13 protein-coding genes are annotated in these 17993 nt (G+C 45.4%); 1 reads left to right on the top strand and 12 read right to left on the bottom strand.

What is annotated here, in order from left to right; genetic code table 11:
* Positions 1-633: 633 nt before the first annotated feature.
* The 12 genes from lysS to pth all read right to left on the bottom strand — a co-directional run bounded on the left by lysS (position 634) and on the right by pth (position 16448).
* A complete protein-coding gene (gene lysS, locus FFM80_RS03970; RefSeq protein WP_137639614.1) occupies positions 634-2133 on the bottom strand; it encodes a lysine--tRNA ligase in 1500 nt (499 codons plus the stop codon).
* A gap of 144 nt (positions 2134-2277) precedes the next feature.
* Positions 2278-3297 (bottom strand): tRNA dihydrouridine synthase DusB, encoded by a 1020-nt coding sequence (gene dusB / locus FFM80_RS03975; RefSeq protein ID WP_223877290.1) that lies wholly within the window; start codon positions 3295-3297, stop codon positions 2278-2280.
* Positions 3297-4184 carry an Hsp33 family molecular chaperone HslO gene (gene hslO / locus FFM80_RS03980; RefSeq protein ID WP_137639615.1) on the bottom strand — a complete coding sequence of 296 codons (888 nt, stop codon included), beginning with the start codon at positions 4182-4184 and terminating at the stop codon, positions 3297-3299. The genes dusB and hslO overlap by 1 nt, the downstream gene beginning before the upstream one ends.
* A 120-nt stretch (positions 4185-4304) precedes the next feature.
* Positions 4305-6479, bottom strand: coding sequence for an ATP-dependent zinc metalloprotease FtsH (ftsH, locus tag FFM80_RS03985; RefSeq protein ID WP_137639616.1), 2175 nt, complete (start codon positions 6477-6479; stop codon positions 4305-4307).
* 96 nt (positions 6480-6575) lie between these two features.
* Positions 6576-7118 carry a hypoxanthine phosphoribosyltransferase gene (hpt, locus tag FFM80_RS03990; RefSeq protein WP_137633699.1) on the bottom strand — a complete coding sequence of 181 codons (543 nt, stop codon included), beginning with the start codon at positions 7116-7118 and terminating at the stop codon, positions 6576-6578.
* Positions 7115-8491, bottom strand: a complete 1377-nt coding sequence (tilS, locus tag FFM80_RS03995; protein WP_137639617.1) for a tRNA lysidine(34) synthetase TilS — start codon at positions 8489-8491, stop codon at positions 7115-7117. Before tilS ends, hpt begins: the two co-directional genes overlap by 4 nt.
* Before the next feature lie 112 nt (positions 8492-8603).
* Positions 8604-9161 carry a S1 domain-containing RNA-binding protein gene (locus tag FFM80_RS04000; RefSeq protein ID WP_137639618.1) on the bottom strand — a complete coding sequence of 186 codons (558 nt, stop codon included), beginning with the start codon at positions 9159-9161 and terminating at the stop codon, positions 8604-8606.
* A 125-nt stretch (positions 9162-9286) separates the two neighbouring features.
* Positions 9287-9685: an FtsB family cell division protein gene (locus tag FFM80_RS04005; protein ID WP_137639619.1), complete on the bottom strand. Its 399-nt coding sequence runs from the start codon at positions 9683-9685 to the stop codon at positions 9287-9289.
* 757 nt (positions 9686-10442) lie between these two features.
* A complete protein-coding gene (locus FFM80_RS04010) occupies positions 10443-10715 on the bottom strand; it encodes an RNA-binding S4 domain-containing protein (protein ID WP_171001029.1) in 273 nt (90 codons plus the stop codon).
* 5 nt (positions 10716-10720) lie between these two features.
* On the bottom strand, positions 10721-12322 hold the full coding sequence (locus FFM80_RS04015) for a putative polysaccharide biosynthesis protein (RefSeq protein ID WP_137639620.1): 1602 nt from the start codon (positions 12320-12322) through the stop codon (positions 10721-10723).
* 19 nt (positions 12323-12341) lie between these two features.
* Complete coding sequence (gene mfd / locus FFM80_RS04020; RefSeq protein WP_137639621.1) at positions 12342-15872, bottom strand: transcription-repair coupling factor; 3531 nt, start codon at positions 15870-15872, stop codon at positions 12342-12344.
* Positions 15873-15890: 18 nt separating this feature from the next.
* Positions 15891-16448: an aminoacyl-tRNA hydrolase gene (pth, locus tag FFM80_RS04025; RefSeq protein WP_137639686.1), complete on the bottom strand. Its 558-nt coding sequence runs from the start codon at positions 16446-16448 to the stop codon at positions 15891-15893.
* A 292-nt stretch (positions 16449-16740) separates the two neighbouring features.
* Here pth and FFM80_RS04030 point away from each other — a divergent pair, with 292 nt between their 5' ends.
* Positions 16741-17703: an L-lactate dehydrogenase gene (locus FFM80_RS04030; protein WP_137639622.1), complete on the top strand. Its 963-nt coding sequence runs from the start codon at positions 16741-16743 to the stop codon at positions 17701-17703.
* Positions 17704-17993 lie beyond the last annotated feature (290 nt).

A 17993-nucleotide genomic window follows, 5' to 3' on the forward strand; every position in this document is an offset into this window, starting at 1 on the left:
GCAAATGTTTGCTACCAATTCAAGAATTGATAGACCCTACACATTTGATTCGTCGAAACTTTGTTCAGTTTTCAAAGGTCTAAGTTCGTTCGTTGATTTCCTCAACGCAACTTAATTATCGTAACATTTTAAGTATTTCATGTCAACATCTTTTTTCAAGAAGTAACAACTCAATTTGTCATGTATTGTCGTTGCGACAACAGAAACAATTTTATCAATAACCGAAGAAGTTGTCAACAACTTTCTTCAATCAATTTTCAATTGGAAGGCACGCGGCTAAACGCTTTGTGCGCCTCAACAACGTATACTAATTTACCAATTATCACGGCCAATTGCAAGCCTTAAATTCAAAAAAGAACCAGTCAATATAACCATGTTCAAAATCACATTCAAACATTGTCCGGATATTAACCGATAATGACAACAATTGTTCAATTTTGCCAACAAATGGTAAATAATACCAGATGTTTGCAATCATTAGTCGTGGGAATGTTCGATAAAATATAATCTTCACTTTCTTCAAAAACTTTTCATTACTTTCAAATATAACCAACTATTGCAACTAAAAACACGCTATAGAATATAAAAAAACGGTCTAAAGCTGACAAACCGTCAACTTTAAACCGATTATTTTTACTTATCTTCTTCTGGACGCATCGTTGGGAACAACAAAACATCGCGAATTGAATCAGCATCAGTCATTAACATAACCAGCCGATCAATCCCAATACCTAACCCACCAGTAGGCGGCATCCCATATTCTAAGGCTTCCACGAAGTCTTCATCAATATGTTCAGCTTCATCATTACCGGCAGTCCGTTCAGCAGCTTGGGCTTCAAACCGTTGCCGTTGATCGATCGGATCATTCAATTCACTAAAGGCATTCGCATACTCGTTACCTAAAATGAACAATTCAAAGCGATCGGTAAACCGAGGATCATCAGCATTCTTCTTAGCCAAAGGTGAGATTTCCACTGGATGACCATAAATGAAAGTTGGTTCGTTTAAAGTAGCTTCGACAAATTCTTCAAAGAAGGCATTAATGATATGACCAACCTTCCAATAAGATTCATACTTAACATGATGTTCGTCAGCTAGCTTCCGAGCATCGTCTAAAGACATTGGTTGCCAGAAATCAATCCCAGTCTGGGCTTTAATGGCATCAACCATATGCACACGCTTGAATGGCTTATTCAAATCAACGGTCTGCCCATGATAGGTAATAATTCCGTCATCAGTCACAGCCTTAGCTGCTGCTTTGAAGATGCCTTCTGTTTCATCCATAACATCATGGAAGTCAAAATAAGCGACATAGCTTTCAAGCATCGTAAATTCAGGGTTATGTTCCCGGTCCATCCCTTCATTACGGAAGACCCGGCCAATTTCATAAACCTTTTCCATTCCACCGACAATTAATCGCTTCAAATGTAATTCCAAAGCAATCCGCAAATACAAATCAATATTCAATGCATTATGATGCGTGATGAATGGACGGGCCGAAGCACCACCAGCTTGGTTATGCAACATTGGTGTTTCAACTTCAATAAAGTCGTCACTATCCAAATGATGGCGAATTGCTGAGATAATCTTCGTCCGCTTCAAAAAACGATTGAAACTATCACGGTTAGAGATCAAATCCAAATAACGTTGACGATAAATCTGTTCAACATTTTGTAAACCATGGAACTTATCTGGTAATGGACGTAAAGCCTTTGATAAGAACGTGACATTGGTAGCCTTTAAGGTCAATTCACCAGAATCAGTCTTAAAGACTTCCCCAGTAATTCCTAAGAAATCACCAATATCAGAGCGCTTAAAGATATGATAAACATCTTCACCAACAACATCTTTACGGACGTATAATTGCATTTTGCCAGAACGGTCCCAAAGGTCAGCAAAACCAACCTTACCTTTACCCCGTTTAGCTAACATCCGTCCTGCAATCGTTGCAGTTGCCTTTTTTTCGTTCAACTCATCTTTATCTTCGTCACCATATTTAGCTTGTAAGTCTGAAGCCAAATCGGTCCGTTCAAAACGGTGACCAAAGGGATCTACGCCTTCGTCACGTAATTCTTGCATTTTATCACGACGAACCTTAAGTTGGTCATTCATCGTCTGTTCTTGTCGTGCCACTAGTGTTCCTCCATTTCTGTCTGGGACTAATTGGCAGTCATCCTGCGACACACCAATCTTGCCAGTATCAAACCAGCCGGTCCCATTAACTTCACTATACCTTTCAATTTTGACAATCAGTTAGCAAAAAAGCAAGCGAATTATTCACTTAACCGCTTTCGTTGCCAAATAAGTCGCCAATTGCTCACTAAAACGATCTATGATCGCATCCATCGCTGCTGATGTGTCCGCTGACATCAACGCAACTTTTGGTCGAGTTGACCTTGGAATACCTTTTAAATAGTACGAAACTTGCTGTCGAAATTCAAGACAGCCCACTGCTTCCCCCTTAACATCTACTAATTGATGCAATAAATGCTGGGCCATCTGCAGCTTAGCTAACGGACTAGGCGGTGCCAATAGTTCACCCGTCGCTAAATAGTGAGTCGTTTGGCGCAAGAGCCATGGATTACCCTGAACGGCACGGCCCATCATAACCGCATCGGCACCAACAGTCGTTAACATCCGTTCGGCATCTGCTGGCGTCTGAACATCACCGTTACCGATAAATGGAATCGTCAACGCGTCGGCAACTTGCTTTAAAATCGACCAATCGGCCTGGCCTTGAAACTTTTGCTGTCGTGTCCGTCCATGCATTGCAACCGCACTAGCGCCAGCTCGTTCAGCAGCTAAGGCATTGTCAACCGCATATAAATGACGGCTATCCCAACCGGTCCGCATCTTAACGGTCACCGGCTTGTGGACCGCATCTGTAACAGCGGCCACCATTTCATATACTTTAGCCGGGTCCAGTAGCCATTTGGCACCGGCATCCGTCCGAACAACCTTATTCACCGGACAGCCAAGATTAATGTCAATAATGTCAGCGGTTGTCTGTTGGTCAACAAACTGAGCAGCTTGCACCAAAGTTTCCTTCGAACCGCCATAAATTTGAATACTCATCGGATGCTCACGTGGATCAACGGTCATCATCGCTAAAGTCTTTTGATTATGATACATGATGCCTCGATCAGAGATCATCTCACAAACCACCAAGCCGGCACCATACCCTTTACAAATCACTCGAAAAGCGGCATTGGTCACCCCCGCCATCGGTGCCACGACCACGCGATTAGCAATCGACACCGAACCAATCTGCCAACTGCTAGCTAATGCGACTGCCACTAGTGTTGACCGTGTGCGTGTGCTAAGACGGCCTTTAAGTCCGCTTCTGAGAAATGGTATTCATTGCCGCAAAAATGACATACTGCAGTCGCCCCATGATCTTCATCAATCATAGCTTGGACTTCAGCTTTGGGCAATGCCGCTAAAGAATCTGCAAACCGTTCCTTTGAACAGTCACACTCAAACTTAACTGGCATCTTATCCAAGACCTTAACATCACCATCAAATAATAACGCTAAAATATCTTCTGGTGTCTTACCATCCCGTAATAGCTTAGAAACTAACGGCATATCCTTTAGCTTAGTCTCTAGCGAATCAATCGCCTCATCAGTCGCATTCGGCAAGACTTGTACTAAAAAGCCCCCCGCAACACCAATTGAATTATCCTCATTCACAAAGACCGACAAGCCAACTGCTGATGGAATTTGTTCAGACTGAGCCAAATAGTACGTAAAGTCTTCACCCAGTTCACCAGAAACCAACGGCACTTGACCCGTAAACGGATCACCAACGCCTTGGTCTTTAGTCACCGCTAAGAAGCCTTCACTCCCAACTGCGGCCCGCACATCAATCTTATGCTGGTCATTCAATGGTAAATGTACATGTGGATGCTGCAAATAGCCTTTAACCGTGCCGTTCGCATTCCCATCGACTACGATTCCGCCGACTGGGCCATTCCCATTAATCTTAACCGTCAGCTTTTCGTCGCCTTTCAATACCGAAGAGGCTAACAATAACGTTCCCACCAGGCTTCGACCTAATGCTGCTGAAGCCGCACTCCAAGTATCATGCCGTTGTTGGGCCTCACTGACCATGGCCGTAGCACTGACCGCATACGCGCGAAACATTTCGTTACCGGCAATACTCTTCACTAAATAATCTTCCATTAATAAACTCCTCTGCTGATATTGTCTAAGTTTCACTTAAACAAACTAATTCATATTCTGATTAATAATACAACAGAAAAAGAGCCGAGACAAAGTCTCAGCTCTTGATTAATCTTTTGGTTAAGCTTGGCTATCTGAATCATCGCCGGAAGTAGCAGCACTATCCGCACTTGCTTCGCTAGTCGCACTCGTTGCCGCACTGGTTTCAGCAGAGTCTGCTGAAGTTGCTGTGGACATTGCTTGCGATTCACTTGGGAAGCTTGGTTCGTCAGCTGCACTACTATCACTAGCAGTTTGACTTTGGGCTTGTTGCTTTTCAGCTTCACGCCGTTCCAATTCCCGCTTCGATTCTTCAAAGGTCGCCGCTTTTTCACTAGGAAATTCGTTGCCGGCCTTAGCAGGCATTTCCCCAGTCTTGAACAGGCTGAGAATTTGCTTTTCATCCAAGGTTTCATACTTCAACAAGGCTTCCGCAATCAACTTATGTTGTTCACGGTGCGATTGAATAATATCGATCGCCGTTTGATGGGCTTCTTCAGCCAAACGACGAATTTCATCATCAATCAATTGAGCCGTATGTTGTGAGAAGGCACTAGCGCCCATGCCTTGTTGGTAAGCCGCTTGCTGGTTAGCATTTTCCAATTCAACCGGACCAAGTTTAGAACTCATCCCGTATTGAGTGACCATTGCCCGCGCAATTTGCGTGGCTTGTTCAAAGTCATTGGAAGCACCGGATGATTGGGCATCGAAGATAATTTCTTCGGCAGCCCGGCCACCCATTAAACCAGCCATTTGTTCCTTGGCATCCCGCTTCGACATTAGCATCTGATCTTCCCGTGGGAGCATGATAGCATAACCGCCAGCGCGACCCCGTGGGACAATCGTTACTTTATGCACAACTCGCGCATCATTTAAGACTAGACCAACAATCGTATGACCAGCTTCATGGTACGCCACGGTTTCCCGTTCGTGCTTCGAAACAACGCGATCATGCTTAGCTGGACCAGCAATAACCCGGTCTTCAGCTTCGTCTAAGTCCGAAGCATCGACTTGTTTCTTATTACGACGAGCAGCAAGTAATGCCGCTTCGTTCAATAAGTTTTCCAAATCGGCCCCAACGAACCCAGGCGTTTGCTTAGCAATTTCCTTCAAGTCAACGTCACTGGCCAATGGCTTGTTCTTGGCGTGGACTTTCAAGATAGCTTCACGACCCTTGATGTCTGGACGACCAACTAAGATCTTCCGGTCAAAACGACCTGGACGAAGTAAAGCTGGGTCTAAGACATCCGAACGGTTGGTAGCCGCCATGACGATGACACCTTCATTACCCGTGAACCCATCCATTTCAACCAATAATTGGTTCAAGGTTTGTTCACGTTCATCATGACCGCCGCCCATGCCGTTACCACGTTGCCGACCAACCGCATCAATTTCATCAATAAAGATGATTGATGGGGCATTCTTCTTAGCTTGTTCGAATAAGTCCCGAACACGACTAGCTCCGACCCCGACGAACATTTCGACGAAATCTGAACCAGAGATTGAGAAGAATGGCACGGCTGCTTCACCGGCAACCGCCTTAGCTAGCAACGTCTTACCAGTACCCGGAGGCCCCTCGAGGAGTACCCCCGATGGTATCCGAGCACCTAAGGACACGAACTTGCGTGGATCCTTCAAGAATTCGACAACTTCGACCAATTCTTGTTTTTCTTCTTCTTCACCGGCAACATCTGAGAAACGAACTTTGTTTTGCTTACTATCGGCTGGTTTCGCCTTCGTCTTACCAAAGTTCATGACCCGGTTGTTCCCGCCACCTTGACCAGCTTGTCCCATCATCATATAGAATAGGAATACAAACAAAATCAGTGGCGCGACATACATCAATAACGTGACCCAGATTCCGCTAGATTCTTCGGCTTTAGCCGTTAATTTAACGTTGTGTTGGTTGGCTAACTTAGAAACCTGTTCGACCGTGGAGTTGTTTTCAAGCATCGTCGTTGAAAACGAAGTCGTTTTCGACGATGAGCTGCTGGCAATCCCTAACGCATTAGTTGAAGAAACCTTCTGCGCTTTCCGGTATTGACCGGTTACTTTGTAGACGCCACCACTAGGCTGGATGCTAACGTTCTTGACGTTATCCTTGTCTAATTGTTTGACAAATTCGCTGTAGCGGATATCTTGCGTTTGTGAGCCGGAGTTATTCCCAAAGAAGAAATAAATAATCCCCATCAAACTCAAAAAGATCAAGATATAAAATAAGCTATTACGAAAGAGTCCATTGCGTCGATTGTTCATATGTGCCTCCTTCATCGAAACTCTTATATACTGCTAAAAGCACGGTACTATACTTCGATAGTCTAAATAATAGCACATTTGACTATCATTGACCAATTATTTATGCTCGTAAATCGCTGGTTTTAAAATCCCAACGTACGGGAGGTTCCGGTAACGTTCGGCATAATCCAAACCATAGCCAACAACAAACTCATTGGGAACTTCAAAACCAATATAATCTGCTTTGATGTCGACTAAACGACCAGCTGGCTTATCCAATAAGGTACAAACCTTCACTGAATTCACATCGCGCCGTTGTAATAGATCAACTAAAAACTTCAACGTCCGGCCGGTATCAATGATATCTTCAATCACTAACACATCGCGACCGGTCACATCTGCATCTAAGTCCTTGGTTAATTGGACCTCACCGCTCGAAATCGTCTCGTTACCATAGCTGGATAAGTTAATAAAATCAAGATCCGCATAAACATCCATTTCTCGGATAATATCCGTAGTAAATAAGACGGCACCCTTGAGTACACAAATAATTAACGGGTTCTTGCCAGCATATTCCGTCGTTAACTCCTGACCTAGCTTTTGCGCAACTTGATGGATTTGTTCGCGACTGTAGAGTACTCGTTCAATGTCGTTGTTCATCGTTTCAGATGTGCTCCTTTCAACTCCGTATGTTTTAAGGCTAAAAATACTGTTCGCGTTGCGGTGGTCGGCTGCCGGTAGCTAAACTTATGACCGACGACCCATAACACCACATCGTGAGCATTCACTAATACTTGAACTGACGCCCGTTGTGCAACTGGCACTTTTTGATCAATTAAAATGCGTCGGACCTTTTGATGACCACCGCCTTTTAATTGCACCAGATCGTTCGCTTGCCATGGCCGCCATTGCAGCGGCCAATCCTCATCAGTTACTGGAAATGGTTGACTAGTTGCGCGTGGCGCCCGTTCGAAAACACCCACAACTTGAGTCGCAGTGATTTTCTGCCATTGGTTTAAGTCTACCATATTTTTTTCAACCGGCCTTAACTTTTTAACCCTTTTTTTAAGCGGTTGGATGGCAATCAGACCAGCAGCTTTTGACAGTTGCCAGTCGCGATTCAATGTGAGCTGTCCCGTTGGTAATTGTAAACTTTGCACCCAATGAGCCACCGGGCCTAACTTTAGTTGACTGACCGGGCGATTAGTTACTTGCGCCAACCAAGCTTTCAATACCGGCAGCTGCCAACTGCTGGGTAGTTGTTGCCAAGCAGCCACCTTCAACTGCTTTTCCGGAGCCATGACCGTTGGCAATAGAACGGCGACCATTTCAGCTTGTGCCCTCAATAATTGTTGTAACTGACGTTCGTAACTAGCTACATGTTCCAAGAAAGCCGGATTGAGTTGCGTTAGTTCGGGGACAACCCGATGACGCAGACGATTACGGGTCAATTCAATATCCGCGTTCGTCGCATCCTCAAACCAAGTTACCTTTTGAGCTTGCGCATACTCGCGCAACTGGTGCTTCGACCAAGCCAACAAGGGTCGGACCAGTCGACCAGTATAAAATGGACGGGCCGTCTGAATGCCAACCAGCTGCGCCAAGTCGCCCCCCCGCGCTAACTTCATAAGATAAGTTTCCGCTTGATCATTCGCATGGTGGGCGGTTAATACGGCGGTAGCGTTCGTCGCCAACATCAATTGGCCAAAAAAGGCATACCGAAATTGGCGAGCAGCGGCTTCAATGCCCGTTTGCGGGTGCGCACTAACCGGCCAGTCTGCTAGTCGCAAGGTTAACTGGTGTTGCTGACAATACTTAGTCAAATAAGCCGCTTCAGTTTGACTCTGCACGCGTAAATGATGATTGACATGTGCAACAATTAGCTGTGGCCGTTGCTGACTTGGCAGCTGCTCAAGCAAGGTTAGTAAAGCCATCGAGTCAACCCCAGTTGATACCGCCACGATAACCGTGACCTCAGGATCTAACAACTGCTGAGCCGCCAATTGACGTTTGAATCGTTGAATAGGAGTCATGCTTGTTCCCGCTTTCAAATTTGCTGACAATAAAAGCGCCAGACATTGTCTTGGCGCTTACTTTTTTTACTTTAGTGATTACTCATAGAAATTGGTGTTAGCCCTTAGTGAACTAACTACGACGGCCGCCACGACCACCGCGTTTACCTTCAGTGTTCCGCTTCAAAGTCGTCAAACGATCTTCGCTTTCCTTTAAGAAGCCGGACATTAAGGAATCAAAATCTTGTTTCTTATTTTCATGTTGCCGTGATTGGAAACGACCGCCGCCGTTACCGCCCCGACTATGAAAGTTATTAGTACGTTGATGGTTCCCGTTGCCTTGGTGGTCGTTACGATCAAAATGACCGTGATTATTACCTTGGTGATTGCCACCTTGATGGTTATTGCTGCTATGGTGATTGTCATGATCACGATGTTGATGTTCCCCTTCAGGATGATCCACCGCTTTACGAATTGACAACCCAATCTTACCATCGTTACCAACTGATAACACTTTGACGGTCACGTCATCGCCGACACTCAAAACATCATGAATATCTTTAACGAATCCATCGGAAACTTCACTGATATGCACCAGCCCCGTTTGATTGTTACCTAAGTTCACGAAGGCACCAAAATTGGTGATTCCGGATACTTTACCAGTGACTTTCGTACCTACTTCAATTGCCATAAAAAAAGTTGTTCCTCCTATGAAATAATGGTTTTAGTATAGCATACATTACGCTAGCTTGAATGAAATAATTTAATCCCAGCATTAAAATGGTCTACCTATAAAAAGCGGTTCTCAACCCCGTTTTAATTAGCAGTTACGTCCGAAGCATTATCATTTGGTAAACTGTAAACCGTCTCACCAGTTTTCGTATAATCATACTTTGAACGCAAAAGCTTTTGTAAGTAATCCTTATTATTCAGCTGCTTAATCTGCGTGTCAAGCTTCGTATGTTGGGTACGCGCTTGATCCAATTTTACTTGACTGGTGGCAACCTGACGATTAACCCCCTGCAAACTTGCGCGGGTATTGATCAATTGGAAGCCAAAGAACAATAACAACGCCCCAAACACCGCGACAATCGTAATAAACCGGCGCCGTCGTACTTGTAGCCGGCGCTGTTGATACCCATGCTGATTAGAAGCCACTTGTCGCGAATAGTCATTATCCAACTGCTTGATCTTATTACGAGCACCATTCGTCATGCTTGCCAGTCCTTTCAAATCGTGTTGCCTAAATTATACCAACTTAAAACCGTCGTGTAAACGACATCATTGGGATTAGACCAATGTTTTCAGTTAATTTTCATTTCCATTAAATTGAACCAAAACAGCTCGCTTAGTTAGCTGCCAGCTTTCATAAGACAGCTACGTTAAAACAACCGCTTGCTGTGCGACCGACATAATAAACATTGATTGCCGTCTCCGTTGACCAGCATATTCGCGGTGGGGCAGACCTGCAGCCAAAGAACGGTCTGCAGGGCACTTGTTAGCCGAAAATCACGTCTAGCAAGCTGGCCCAATCACTAAGGCCGGAAAATCACCGGTCTAAGTGATTCGACACGGCGAACATGCTGGTCACTACGACTCATACTGGTTTTAAAAATAAGCTTAGTACCAACTAGCACTGCCACCTGCAAACCAATTTTTATACCTGGGAACATTGACCGATTTTGAAGCCTAAGCCAACGTCTTCAAAGTTGTCCTTGACCCCAGCAACATAACCGAACATCTAGAAACTAATCCCCAAGCTAAAAACACCGGGCTTACGCAATCATTAATTTAAACATCCCCATCAATTAACGTCGGGCGGGCCAGAATTGGCTCAGTGGTGTCGTTTTACTTAATCGGTGATTTTCCGATTCAGTAAAAGCCCGGCTTATGAGACCGCACTATGGCTCATAAACGCGGCCACCACGTTCCAGCCAATGCTGGACCAACCAGAGTGGCAACTTAACGAAGCTTATTGTTCCCGATAGTCTGTCTTGTAGTCTTCGCTGACGATATCGTACATTAATTCAGCATCATTTTTCTTGGTCGTTTCTAGCAATTGAGTCACTTTGACCGTCAACGTCTTATTGCCAAATGCAATAATCAATTCATCGCCCACACTAACTGTCGATGATGACTTGCCAACTTTACCGTTGATTTGAATCCGCCCTTTATCGGCGATTTCTTTGGCGACGGTGCGCCGTTTAATAATCCGTGAAACTTTCAAAAATTTATCTAAACGCATACTCATTAGTTATGTTCCTTTCCTTTAGCAACAACTTTAATTAGTCGTTTACCATATGGCAGCACTAGCCATTCACGAATTGTAAATAACCGGACAGCCACTGAACCCACGACAAACACGGCGACCCCAATTAGAACGCCCACCAGGGTAATCAAACCGGCCATGCCGCGATGATTGGCCATCACTGGCCCGACTAAAGCGCGAATTTCACGACTCGTCAATAAGACGACTAAGCCCATCGCGCCACTAACTAACAACAATTTAATCAAATAGCCGCTTTCCAACAAGACTTGCCGTAAATCTTCCGGTGAACCCAGCCACATGACTGCAAACATCACCGCTAGACTCAACACGGTCGTCAAGCTGGCTCCATTAATTCCCAGCCGCACGACCATTTGATAATTCAAAAGGACCTTAATCGCCAACCCGGCAATAATACCAATAATCATCGCCGTATATTGATCCAAGCTTTGTAACACACTGGTATAGGTGGTAATTAGCGCCGCAAATAAAATACTAAAGACATAGACTCGCAGCGCGGTGGTACCTTCCATCGACCCAAACAACAACCGATTGATCTGGGGCATTAAGGCCACTAGCCCCACAGTAGCCGCCATTGATAACGCTAAACTGACATGGACCATCGCCCGGGTATGCCGTTTGAATTCAATTAATTGCCGTTTGGCCAGCGCATTGGTCAGAGCTGGTAGCAAGGTGGCGGAAAATGACGTGGCCACGACCAAGCCTAATTGGACTAGCGGCTGGCCACGGTCATAGACCCCTTTTAACGACTTAGCGAAATCAATCGGCAAGCCTTGACGGGTCAAGCCGCGCATCACCGAAAACGAATCGATCAACTGTAATAAGATAACGACAGCTGCAACCAAACACAAGGTGCCGCCTTCAACAATAAACCGTTTCGTTAAGGTGCGATAGTCTGGTAACGACCTAGTAGGTGTCGGCGCAGGGGCTAGGATATGCCGTAACCCAAAGCTGACAAAGATCAACGACGAACAGACCGCTGCAATTGCGGCGGAACTCATCGCCCAAGTTCCCATATGATAATCGTCCCAGCCACGATGTAGGCCAAAGTAGGCGGCCATAATAATAACCGCCACCCGCACCGTTTGTTCGATCAGCTGTGAAACGGCAGTCGGTCCCATCAAGAACTTCCCTTGATAGTAGCCCCGACCAGTCGCCAACCATGGCATGAATAGGAACATCCAAGCTACCGCATCAATAATCGGTGCTAGGCGGCCATCGCCCATGCGAACTGCTAACCAATTAGCACCCAGTTGCAGGCCAATAAACAATACTAGCGATAGTCCGCTTAAAATATGAAATGCGCGGCGGGCGATCAATGATTTACTCGTCTCGTCTGGCTGTTCCGCTACGAGTTTAGAAATAAAGGTTGGAAACCCATTCAAGGCAAAGGTCATGCCTAAACCATAGATGGGATAAATCTGTTGGTAAACGTAAAAGCCCGTATTACCAACCATATTTTGAAATGGAATCCGGTACACCGCACTCAAAATCTTGGCCACTAATGACGAGATGGAAAGTATTAGGGCGCCCCGGAACATGGTGTTCAGGTGATCTTTTGGCATCACAAATCCCTTCTACCGATTACTTACTCGGTGTGGCCGCAGGTGTGGGTTCCAAAATGGCCCCCAACTGTTGCACGAATAACGTCAGCTGATTAAGCCAAGCGTCTTCTTGCATCTGCGGTTGAATCACTAATTTAACCTTCATTTTATCATCATCAATCCCGACTGTCGCTCGTAATTTCGTTTTTGCTAAGGCCTTAAAGATATCTTTAGTATCTAACTTAGCGGTCCCCTGCTTCGATAACGTCAAATGCAAGTCGCTATCGGTACGTTGGATCTTTTCAATCAAGGCATCATCGGCTAGCATCTTCAACTTACCAACTGCCAGCAAGCCGGCCACCTCACTCGGATAATCCCCAAACCGGTCAATCAAGTCAGCTTGGACTTCCAAGTACTGATCATTATTTTCCAATTGTCGAATCCGCTTGTAGATTTCAATCTTCTGGCGTTCGTCTTCAATATAAGTGGATGGCAAGTAAGCTTCGATCCCCAACTCAATTGTGGCATCGGTCTTAACTTTGGCTGCCTGACCGCGTTTCTTAGCCACGGCTTCTGACAACATCTGCGTATAGAGATCATACCCAACCGAATCGATAAAGCCATGTTGCTGCTTACCAAGTAGATTTCCCGCACCCCGGATTGACAAATCACGCATGGCAATCTTAAAGCCGGATCCTAACTCGGTAAAGTCTTTAATTGCTTGTAGCCGCTTTTCGCCGACTTCGGTCAACACTTTATTCTGTTGGTAAGTAAAGTACGCATAAGCCACTCGACTACTCCGTCCAATACGGCCCCGCAATTGATAAAGTTGTGACAAGCCCATATGATCGGCATTTTCAACGAACAACGTATTTACGTTAGGAATATCGACCCCGGTTTCAATAATGGTAGTCGTGACCAATACATCGTACTCCCCACGAATAAAGTCATATAAGATGCCTTCCAACTGAGATTCCGGCATCTGACCGTCAATGTGGGCAACCGCCGCTTCTGGTACTAAGGCTTTAATCTGGGCCACAACTTTATCAATATCGTGGACTCGATTATGCAAGTAGAAGACTTGGCCGTTCCGTTGCATTTCGCGTTCGATACCTTCCTTAACGACCCCAAAGTTTTGTTCCATCACATAAGTCTGAATTGGGTAGCGGTTGGTTGGCGGGGTTTCAATGACGGATAAGTCCCGCACGCCCAGCATCGACATATGCAACGTTCGTGGAATTGGCGTCGCCGTCAACGTTAAGACATCGACACTCGACTTCAATTCCTTCAGCCGTTCCTTATGCTTAACGCCGAACCGTTGCTCTTCATCAATAATCAACAGCCCCAGATCAGCAAAGTTCACATCTTTAGACAAGAGCCGGTGGGTCCCGACGACAATATCTAAGTCACCGTCTTTAAGTTGCTTGACGGTCTCCTTCATTTCCTTACCCGTCCGAAAGCGCGACAGCATGCCGACATTCACTGGGTAACCTTCAAAGCGGTTGAGCATCGTTTCATAATGTTGTTGCGCTAGAATCGTGGTCGGCACTAGAAACGCCACTTGTTTACCGGCCTCAATCGCTTTAAATGCCGCTCGCAACGCGACTTCGGTCTTCCCATAACCAACATCCCCAACTAATAAGCGATCCATTGGTTTAGGCTTTTCCATATCATGCTTGATTTCTTCGATGGACCGCAACTGATCCGGCGTTTCAGCATATGGAAATTCATTATCGAATTCCGTCTGATAACTATCGTCCGGCGCATAGGCATAGCCGACTTCAGCTTCACGTTGAGCGTATAACTCGACCAATTCGTCCGCGATGTCTTCAATCTTAGCCGCAACTTTACGCTTGGCTTTAGTCCATTCAGTCCCGCCTAACTTATTAATTTTCGGTGTCTTGGATTCTGACGAGACATACTTTTGAACGAGATTTAACTGCGTCACTGGAATAAAGATCTTCGCATTATTCTGGTAAGCAATCGTGATGTAGTCTTGGTGAACACCATCGACTTCCAGCGTTTCCATCCCAATGTACTTCCCAATCCCGTGATTAACGTGCACGACGTAATCACCGGGCTTTAAGTCGGTATAGCTCTTCAACCGTTCCGCATTGGCTAAGGTTTGACGCCGAGGCCGCTTCTTGGCGACCTTTTTAAACATTTCTTGTTCCGTCACCACGACTAGATGGCCATCTGGGAATTCAAACCCGTTCTGCAAAGTGCCTTGTACAATCTGTACCACACCAGTCTGCAAATTCTCAGCCTTCGTCATCACAGCTTCAATCTCAAAATCATCTAACGTATTGCTGACCTTGGTCAATCGCTCAGCTTCTGAAACCATCAAGACGACGGTTTGATCTAGCTTGTGCCACCGATCTAATTCCGTTTTCAGAGCTGGCAATTGGCCGAAGAATTCTTGCATCGGCCGCGTCCGAACATTGGTAATCTGAGCTAACCGGACGTTACCAATTCCTTTTTGAAAAAGTGAGATTAGTAACTGCGCGTGGGCATCGCTCTTTAGCAGATCGCGGATATCATTACCGTAATCAGCCGTTGATAAGACCCGATGATGGGCCAATTGATCGGTGACCCAGTTGGCTTCTTCTTGCAGTAACTGTTGTTCACCGTCCAAAATTCGGGAATACTCATCGAATAGCACGACCCCATCGGTTGGCAGATAGTCAAAAATACTGGTTTTACTACCATATAAGTAGGAGCCATACAGTAATAAGTCATTACCGATTAACCCTTTACGCATGTCAGATAAGGGTTGTGCCAAGTTATCGGCTAACGTTTGGCGATCAGCGGGGGCTAATTGCTTACTTTCTGTCGCCATCGCTTTAGTTAACCGCTCGGCGCCCGTCGTCATCATGGCTTGTGTCAAGATAAAGTCGGTGGCCGGTAATACTGTAAAGGTCGCTAAGTTATCAACCGAGCGCTGTGTTTCCGGGTCGAAATACTTCAACGTATCAATCTCAGTATCAAACAAATCTAAACGTAACGGATAGTCAGCATCTAGTGGATAAATGTCCACAATTGAGCCCCGGACCGCAAAATCGCCGGGCCGCGCAACTAATTTTTCTTTTAAATAGCCCATATCATGTAACTGGACCTGCAGCTGTTCTAAATCAATATCTTGGCCAACCGTTAGCGTTAAAGCCGCGGCCTTAAACTGGGCAACCGGTGGCAAGAATCGTCGTGCCCCGGCGACCGAAGTCACTACCACGGCTGGTTGATCACTAATTAAGGCATTCAGGGCTTCGACCCGCTGCGCCCGATACTCCGGTGAACTAGTCGCAAGTTCGGCCGCCACCATTTCTTCCGCAGGGAACAAAAAGACCTGCTCATCACTTAGTAGGCTCGTTAAATCATCAACTAATTGACTGGCATGAAAGCCATTATCCGTCACAATCAGGATTGAATGCGTCAGCTGATGAAAAAGTGCACTCACATAGGCCGTGCGGGCCGAACCGTTTAGTCCGGTCACCAGTTGCCGACTACCGGGACTAACGCCCGCTAAAATCGTCTGAAAATCCGGGGTCTGTTCAATAATCGCTTCTATATCCATGGCGACTTCCTTCCTAAATTAATTGTACTGGTTCATAACAGCCGCAAAATCGGTTCCGGCTAGCCAAGCTTCGACCGCAGCCACGGCTGTAAGCTTGGCATCATTAAATAGCGGCAACTGGGCCGGCGTGAATTTACCAAGCACGTAATCCACGACACTCATTTTTTGTGGATGCTCGATGCCCACCTTCACCCGTTTAAAGTGCTGATCACCCACGTGGCTTAAAATACTTTTAATACCATTATGACCACCCGCTGAGCCTTTTTGCTTCAAGCGCACTTTGCCCAACGGCAGATCCAGGTCATCATGGATAACCAATAGCTCAGCCGGATCAATATTGTAGTAAGTCATCAATGGTCCAACGGCGCGACCAGAATCATTCATATAAGTTGACGGCTTGACCAATAGAATCTTTTCACCATTAACAAAAGCCGTGGCAACTTCTGCTTCAAATTTACTTGTTTTAAAATCGACATTTAATTTGGCGGCAATCTCATCGACAATCATAAACCCAACATTGTGCCGTGTCTGGGCGTACTTAGCGCCAATGTTCCCTAAACCAACGATCATTTTCATCATTAATCCTTAACTCCTCTAGGTTGTTGACATGCAAAACAGGCCGAACCAGGCTCACCCTGATTCGGCAGTGCCGAACGAATTTGTTCACCAGTTCACTAAACCAACTGGCCTCATTTTTCAGTGCAATTAGTATACCATACTCCCCGCAACCGGGCATGTGTCAAGCATTGTTTGTTAGTTATGGCAATTTGATTAAAGCGATTACATTTAAAGCGACTTTCTATCAATTATCATGCTATAATGGAAGCGTTGGAAACAATAAATTTTCGTTATGAGAGGATGACTTATTTTGTCAAGCATGCCAAACCATCAAAAAGTTGTGTTAGTCGGCGATGGCGCCGTAGGATCTAGTTACGCTTTCGCCATGGCTCAACAAGGAATTGCTGAAGAATTTGTGATTGTCGACGTTATTAAAGATCGGACTAAGGGTGACGCCCTCGATCTTGAAGACGCTCAAGCTTTTACCGCTCCCAAGAAGATTTACTCAGGAGAATATTCTGACTGCAAAGACGCTGATTTAGTTGTGATTACAGCTGGTGCCCCACAAAAGCCCGGCGAATCACGTTTAGACTTAGTAAACAAGAACTTAAATATCTTATCAACGATCGTTAAGCCAATCGTTGATTCTGGCTTTAAAGGCATCTTTTTAGTTGCCGCTAACCCAGTTGATATCTTGACCTATGCAACTTGGAAATTCTCTGGTTTCCCAAAGGATCGCGTTATTGGTTCTGGGACGTCACTCGATTCATCCCGTTTGCGGGTCGCTTTAGGCAAGCAATTTAATGTTGATCCACGTTCCGTTGATGCTTACATCATGGGTGAACATGGCGATACTGAATTTGCAGCTTACTCAACCGCAACAATTGGGACTCGCCCAGTACGCGAAGTTGCCAAGGAACAAGGCTTAACCGATGATGACTTAGCTAAATTAGAAGATGGCGTTCGTAACAAAGCTTACGACATCATCAACTTGAAAGGCGCAACCTTCTACGGTATCGGGACGGCGTTAATGCGGATCTCGAAAGCCATCCTCCGTGATGAAAATGCCATTTTACCAGTTGGTGCCTATATGGACGGCCAATATGGCTTAAACGACATCTTTATCGGTACTCCAGCTGTGATTGGTGGGACTGGCTTAAAGGCCATCATCGAATCACCATTATCAGCTGACGAATTACAAAAGATGCAAGACTCAGCCGCAACCTTGAAGAAAGTTTTAAACGATGGGTTAGCTGAATTAGAAAATAAATAATCATTGTCTGATTAGCAGTGTCGTCCTGGTTGGGGCGGCACTGTTTTTTTAGTTCTGCATTGCCGTCCGGGGCGAGCTGGCATGATGTTGGACCAACGAGAGTGACAATCTTAACCTAACTGGTTCAACATCAGCACGCCCTACTAATTGTTAATTAACTTTTTTCTAACAACGCTTCCAGCCCACACTGTACCCGAGTTAAGCTCGCTTTTTATCAAGCGCTTAATTTGCCATTCACGTTGAAATGTTATAAGGTAAAAATATTAATATGCACACGGAGGCATTTCTTA

Source organism: Lactiplantibacillus dongliensis, from assembly GCF_005405105.1.
Lineage (GTDB): Bacteria > Bacillota > Bacilli > Lactobacillales > Lactobacillaceae > Lactiplantibacillus > Lactiplantibacillus dongliensis.

What these genes read in the sequence shown, in the direction of transcription:
- hslO (WP_137639615.1), bottom strand. Translation starts at nt 4,184, where the DNA reads ATGGAAGATTATTTAGTGAAGAGTATTGCCGGTAACGAAATGTTTCGC.
- ftsH (WP_137639616.1), bottom strand. Translation starts at nt 6,479, where the DNA reads ATGAACAATCGACGCAATGGACTCTTTCGTAATAGCTTATTTTATATC.
- hpt (WP_137633699.1), bottom strand. Translation starts at nt 7,118, where the DNA reads ATGAACAACGACATTGAACGAGTACTCTACAGTCGCGAACAAATCCAT.
- tilS (WP_137639617.1), bottom strand. Translation starts at nt 8,491, where the DNA reads ATGACTCCTATTCAACGATTCAAACGTCAATTGGCGGCTCAGCAGTTG.
- FFM80_RS04000 (WP_137639618.1), bottom strand. Translation starts at nt 9,161, where the DNA reads ATGGCAATTGAAGTAGGTACGAAAGTCACTGGTAAAGTATCCGGAATC.
- FFM80_RS04005 (WP_137639619.1), bottom strand. Translation starts at nt 9,685, where the DNA reads ATGACGAATGGTGCTCGTAATAAGATCAAGCAGTTGGATAATGACTAT.
- FFM80_RS04010 (WP_171001029.1), bottom strand. Translation starts at nt 10,715, where the DNA reads ATGCGTTTAGATAAATTTTTGAAAGTTTCACGGATTATTAAACGGCGC.
- FFM80_RS04015 (WP_137639620.1), bottom strand. Translation starts at nt 12,322, where the DNA reads ATGCCAAAAGATCACCTGAACACCATGTTCCGGGGCGCCCTAATACTT.
- mfd (WP_137639621.1), bottom strand. Translation starts at nt 15,872, where the DNA reads ATGGATATAGAAGCGATTATTGAACAGACCCCGGATTTTCAGACGATT.
- pth (WP_137639686.1), bottom strand. Translation starts at nt 16,448, where the DNA reads ATGAAAATGATCGTTGGTTTAGGGAACATTGGCGCTAAGTACGCCCAG.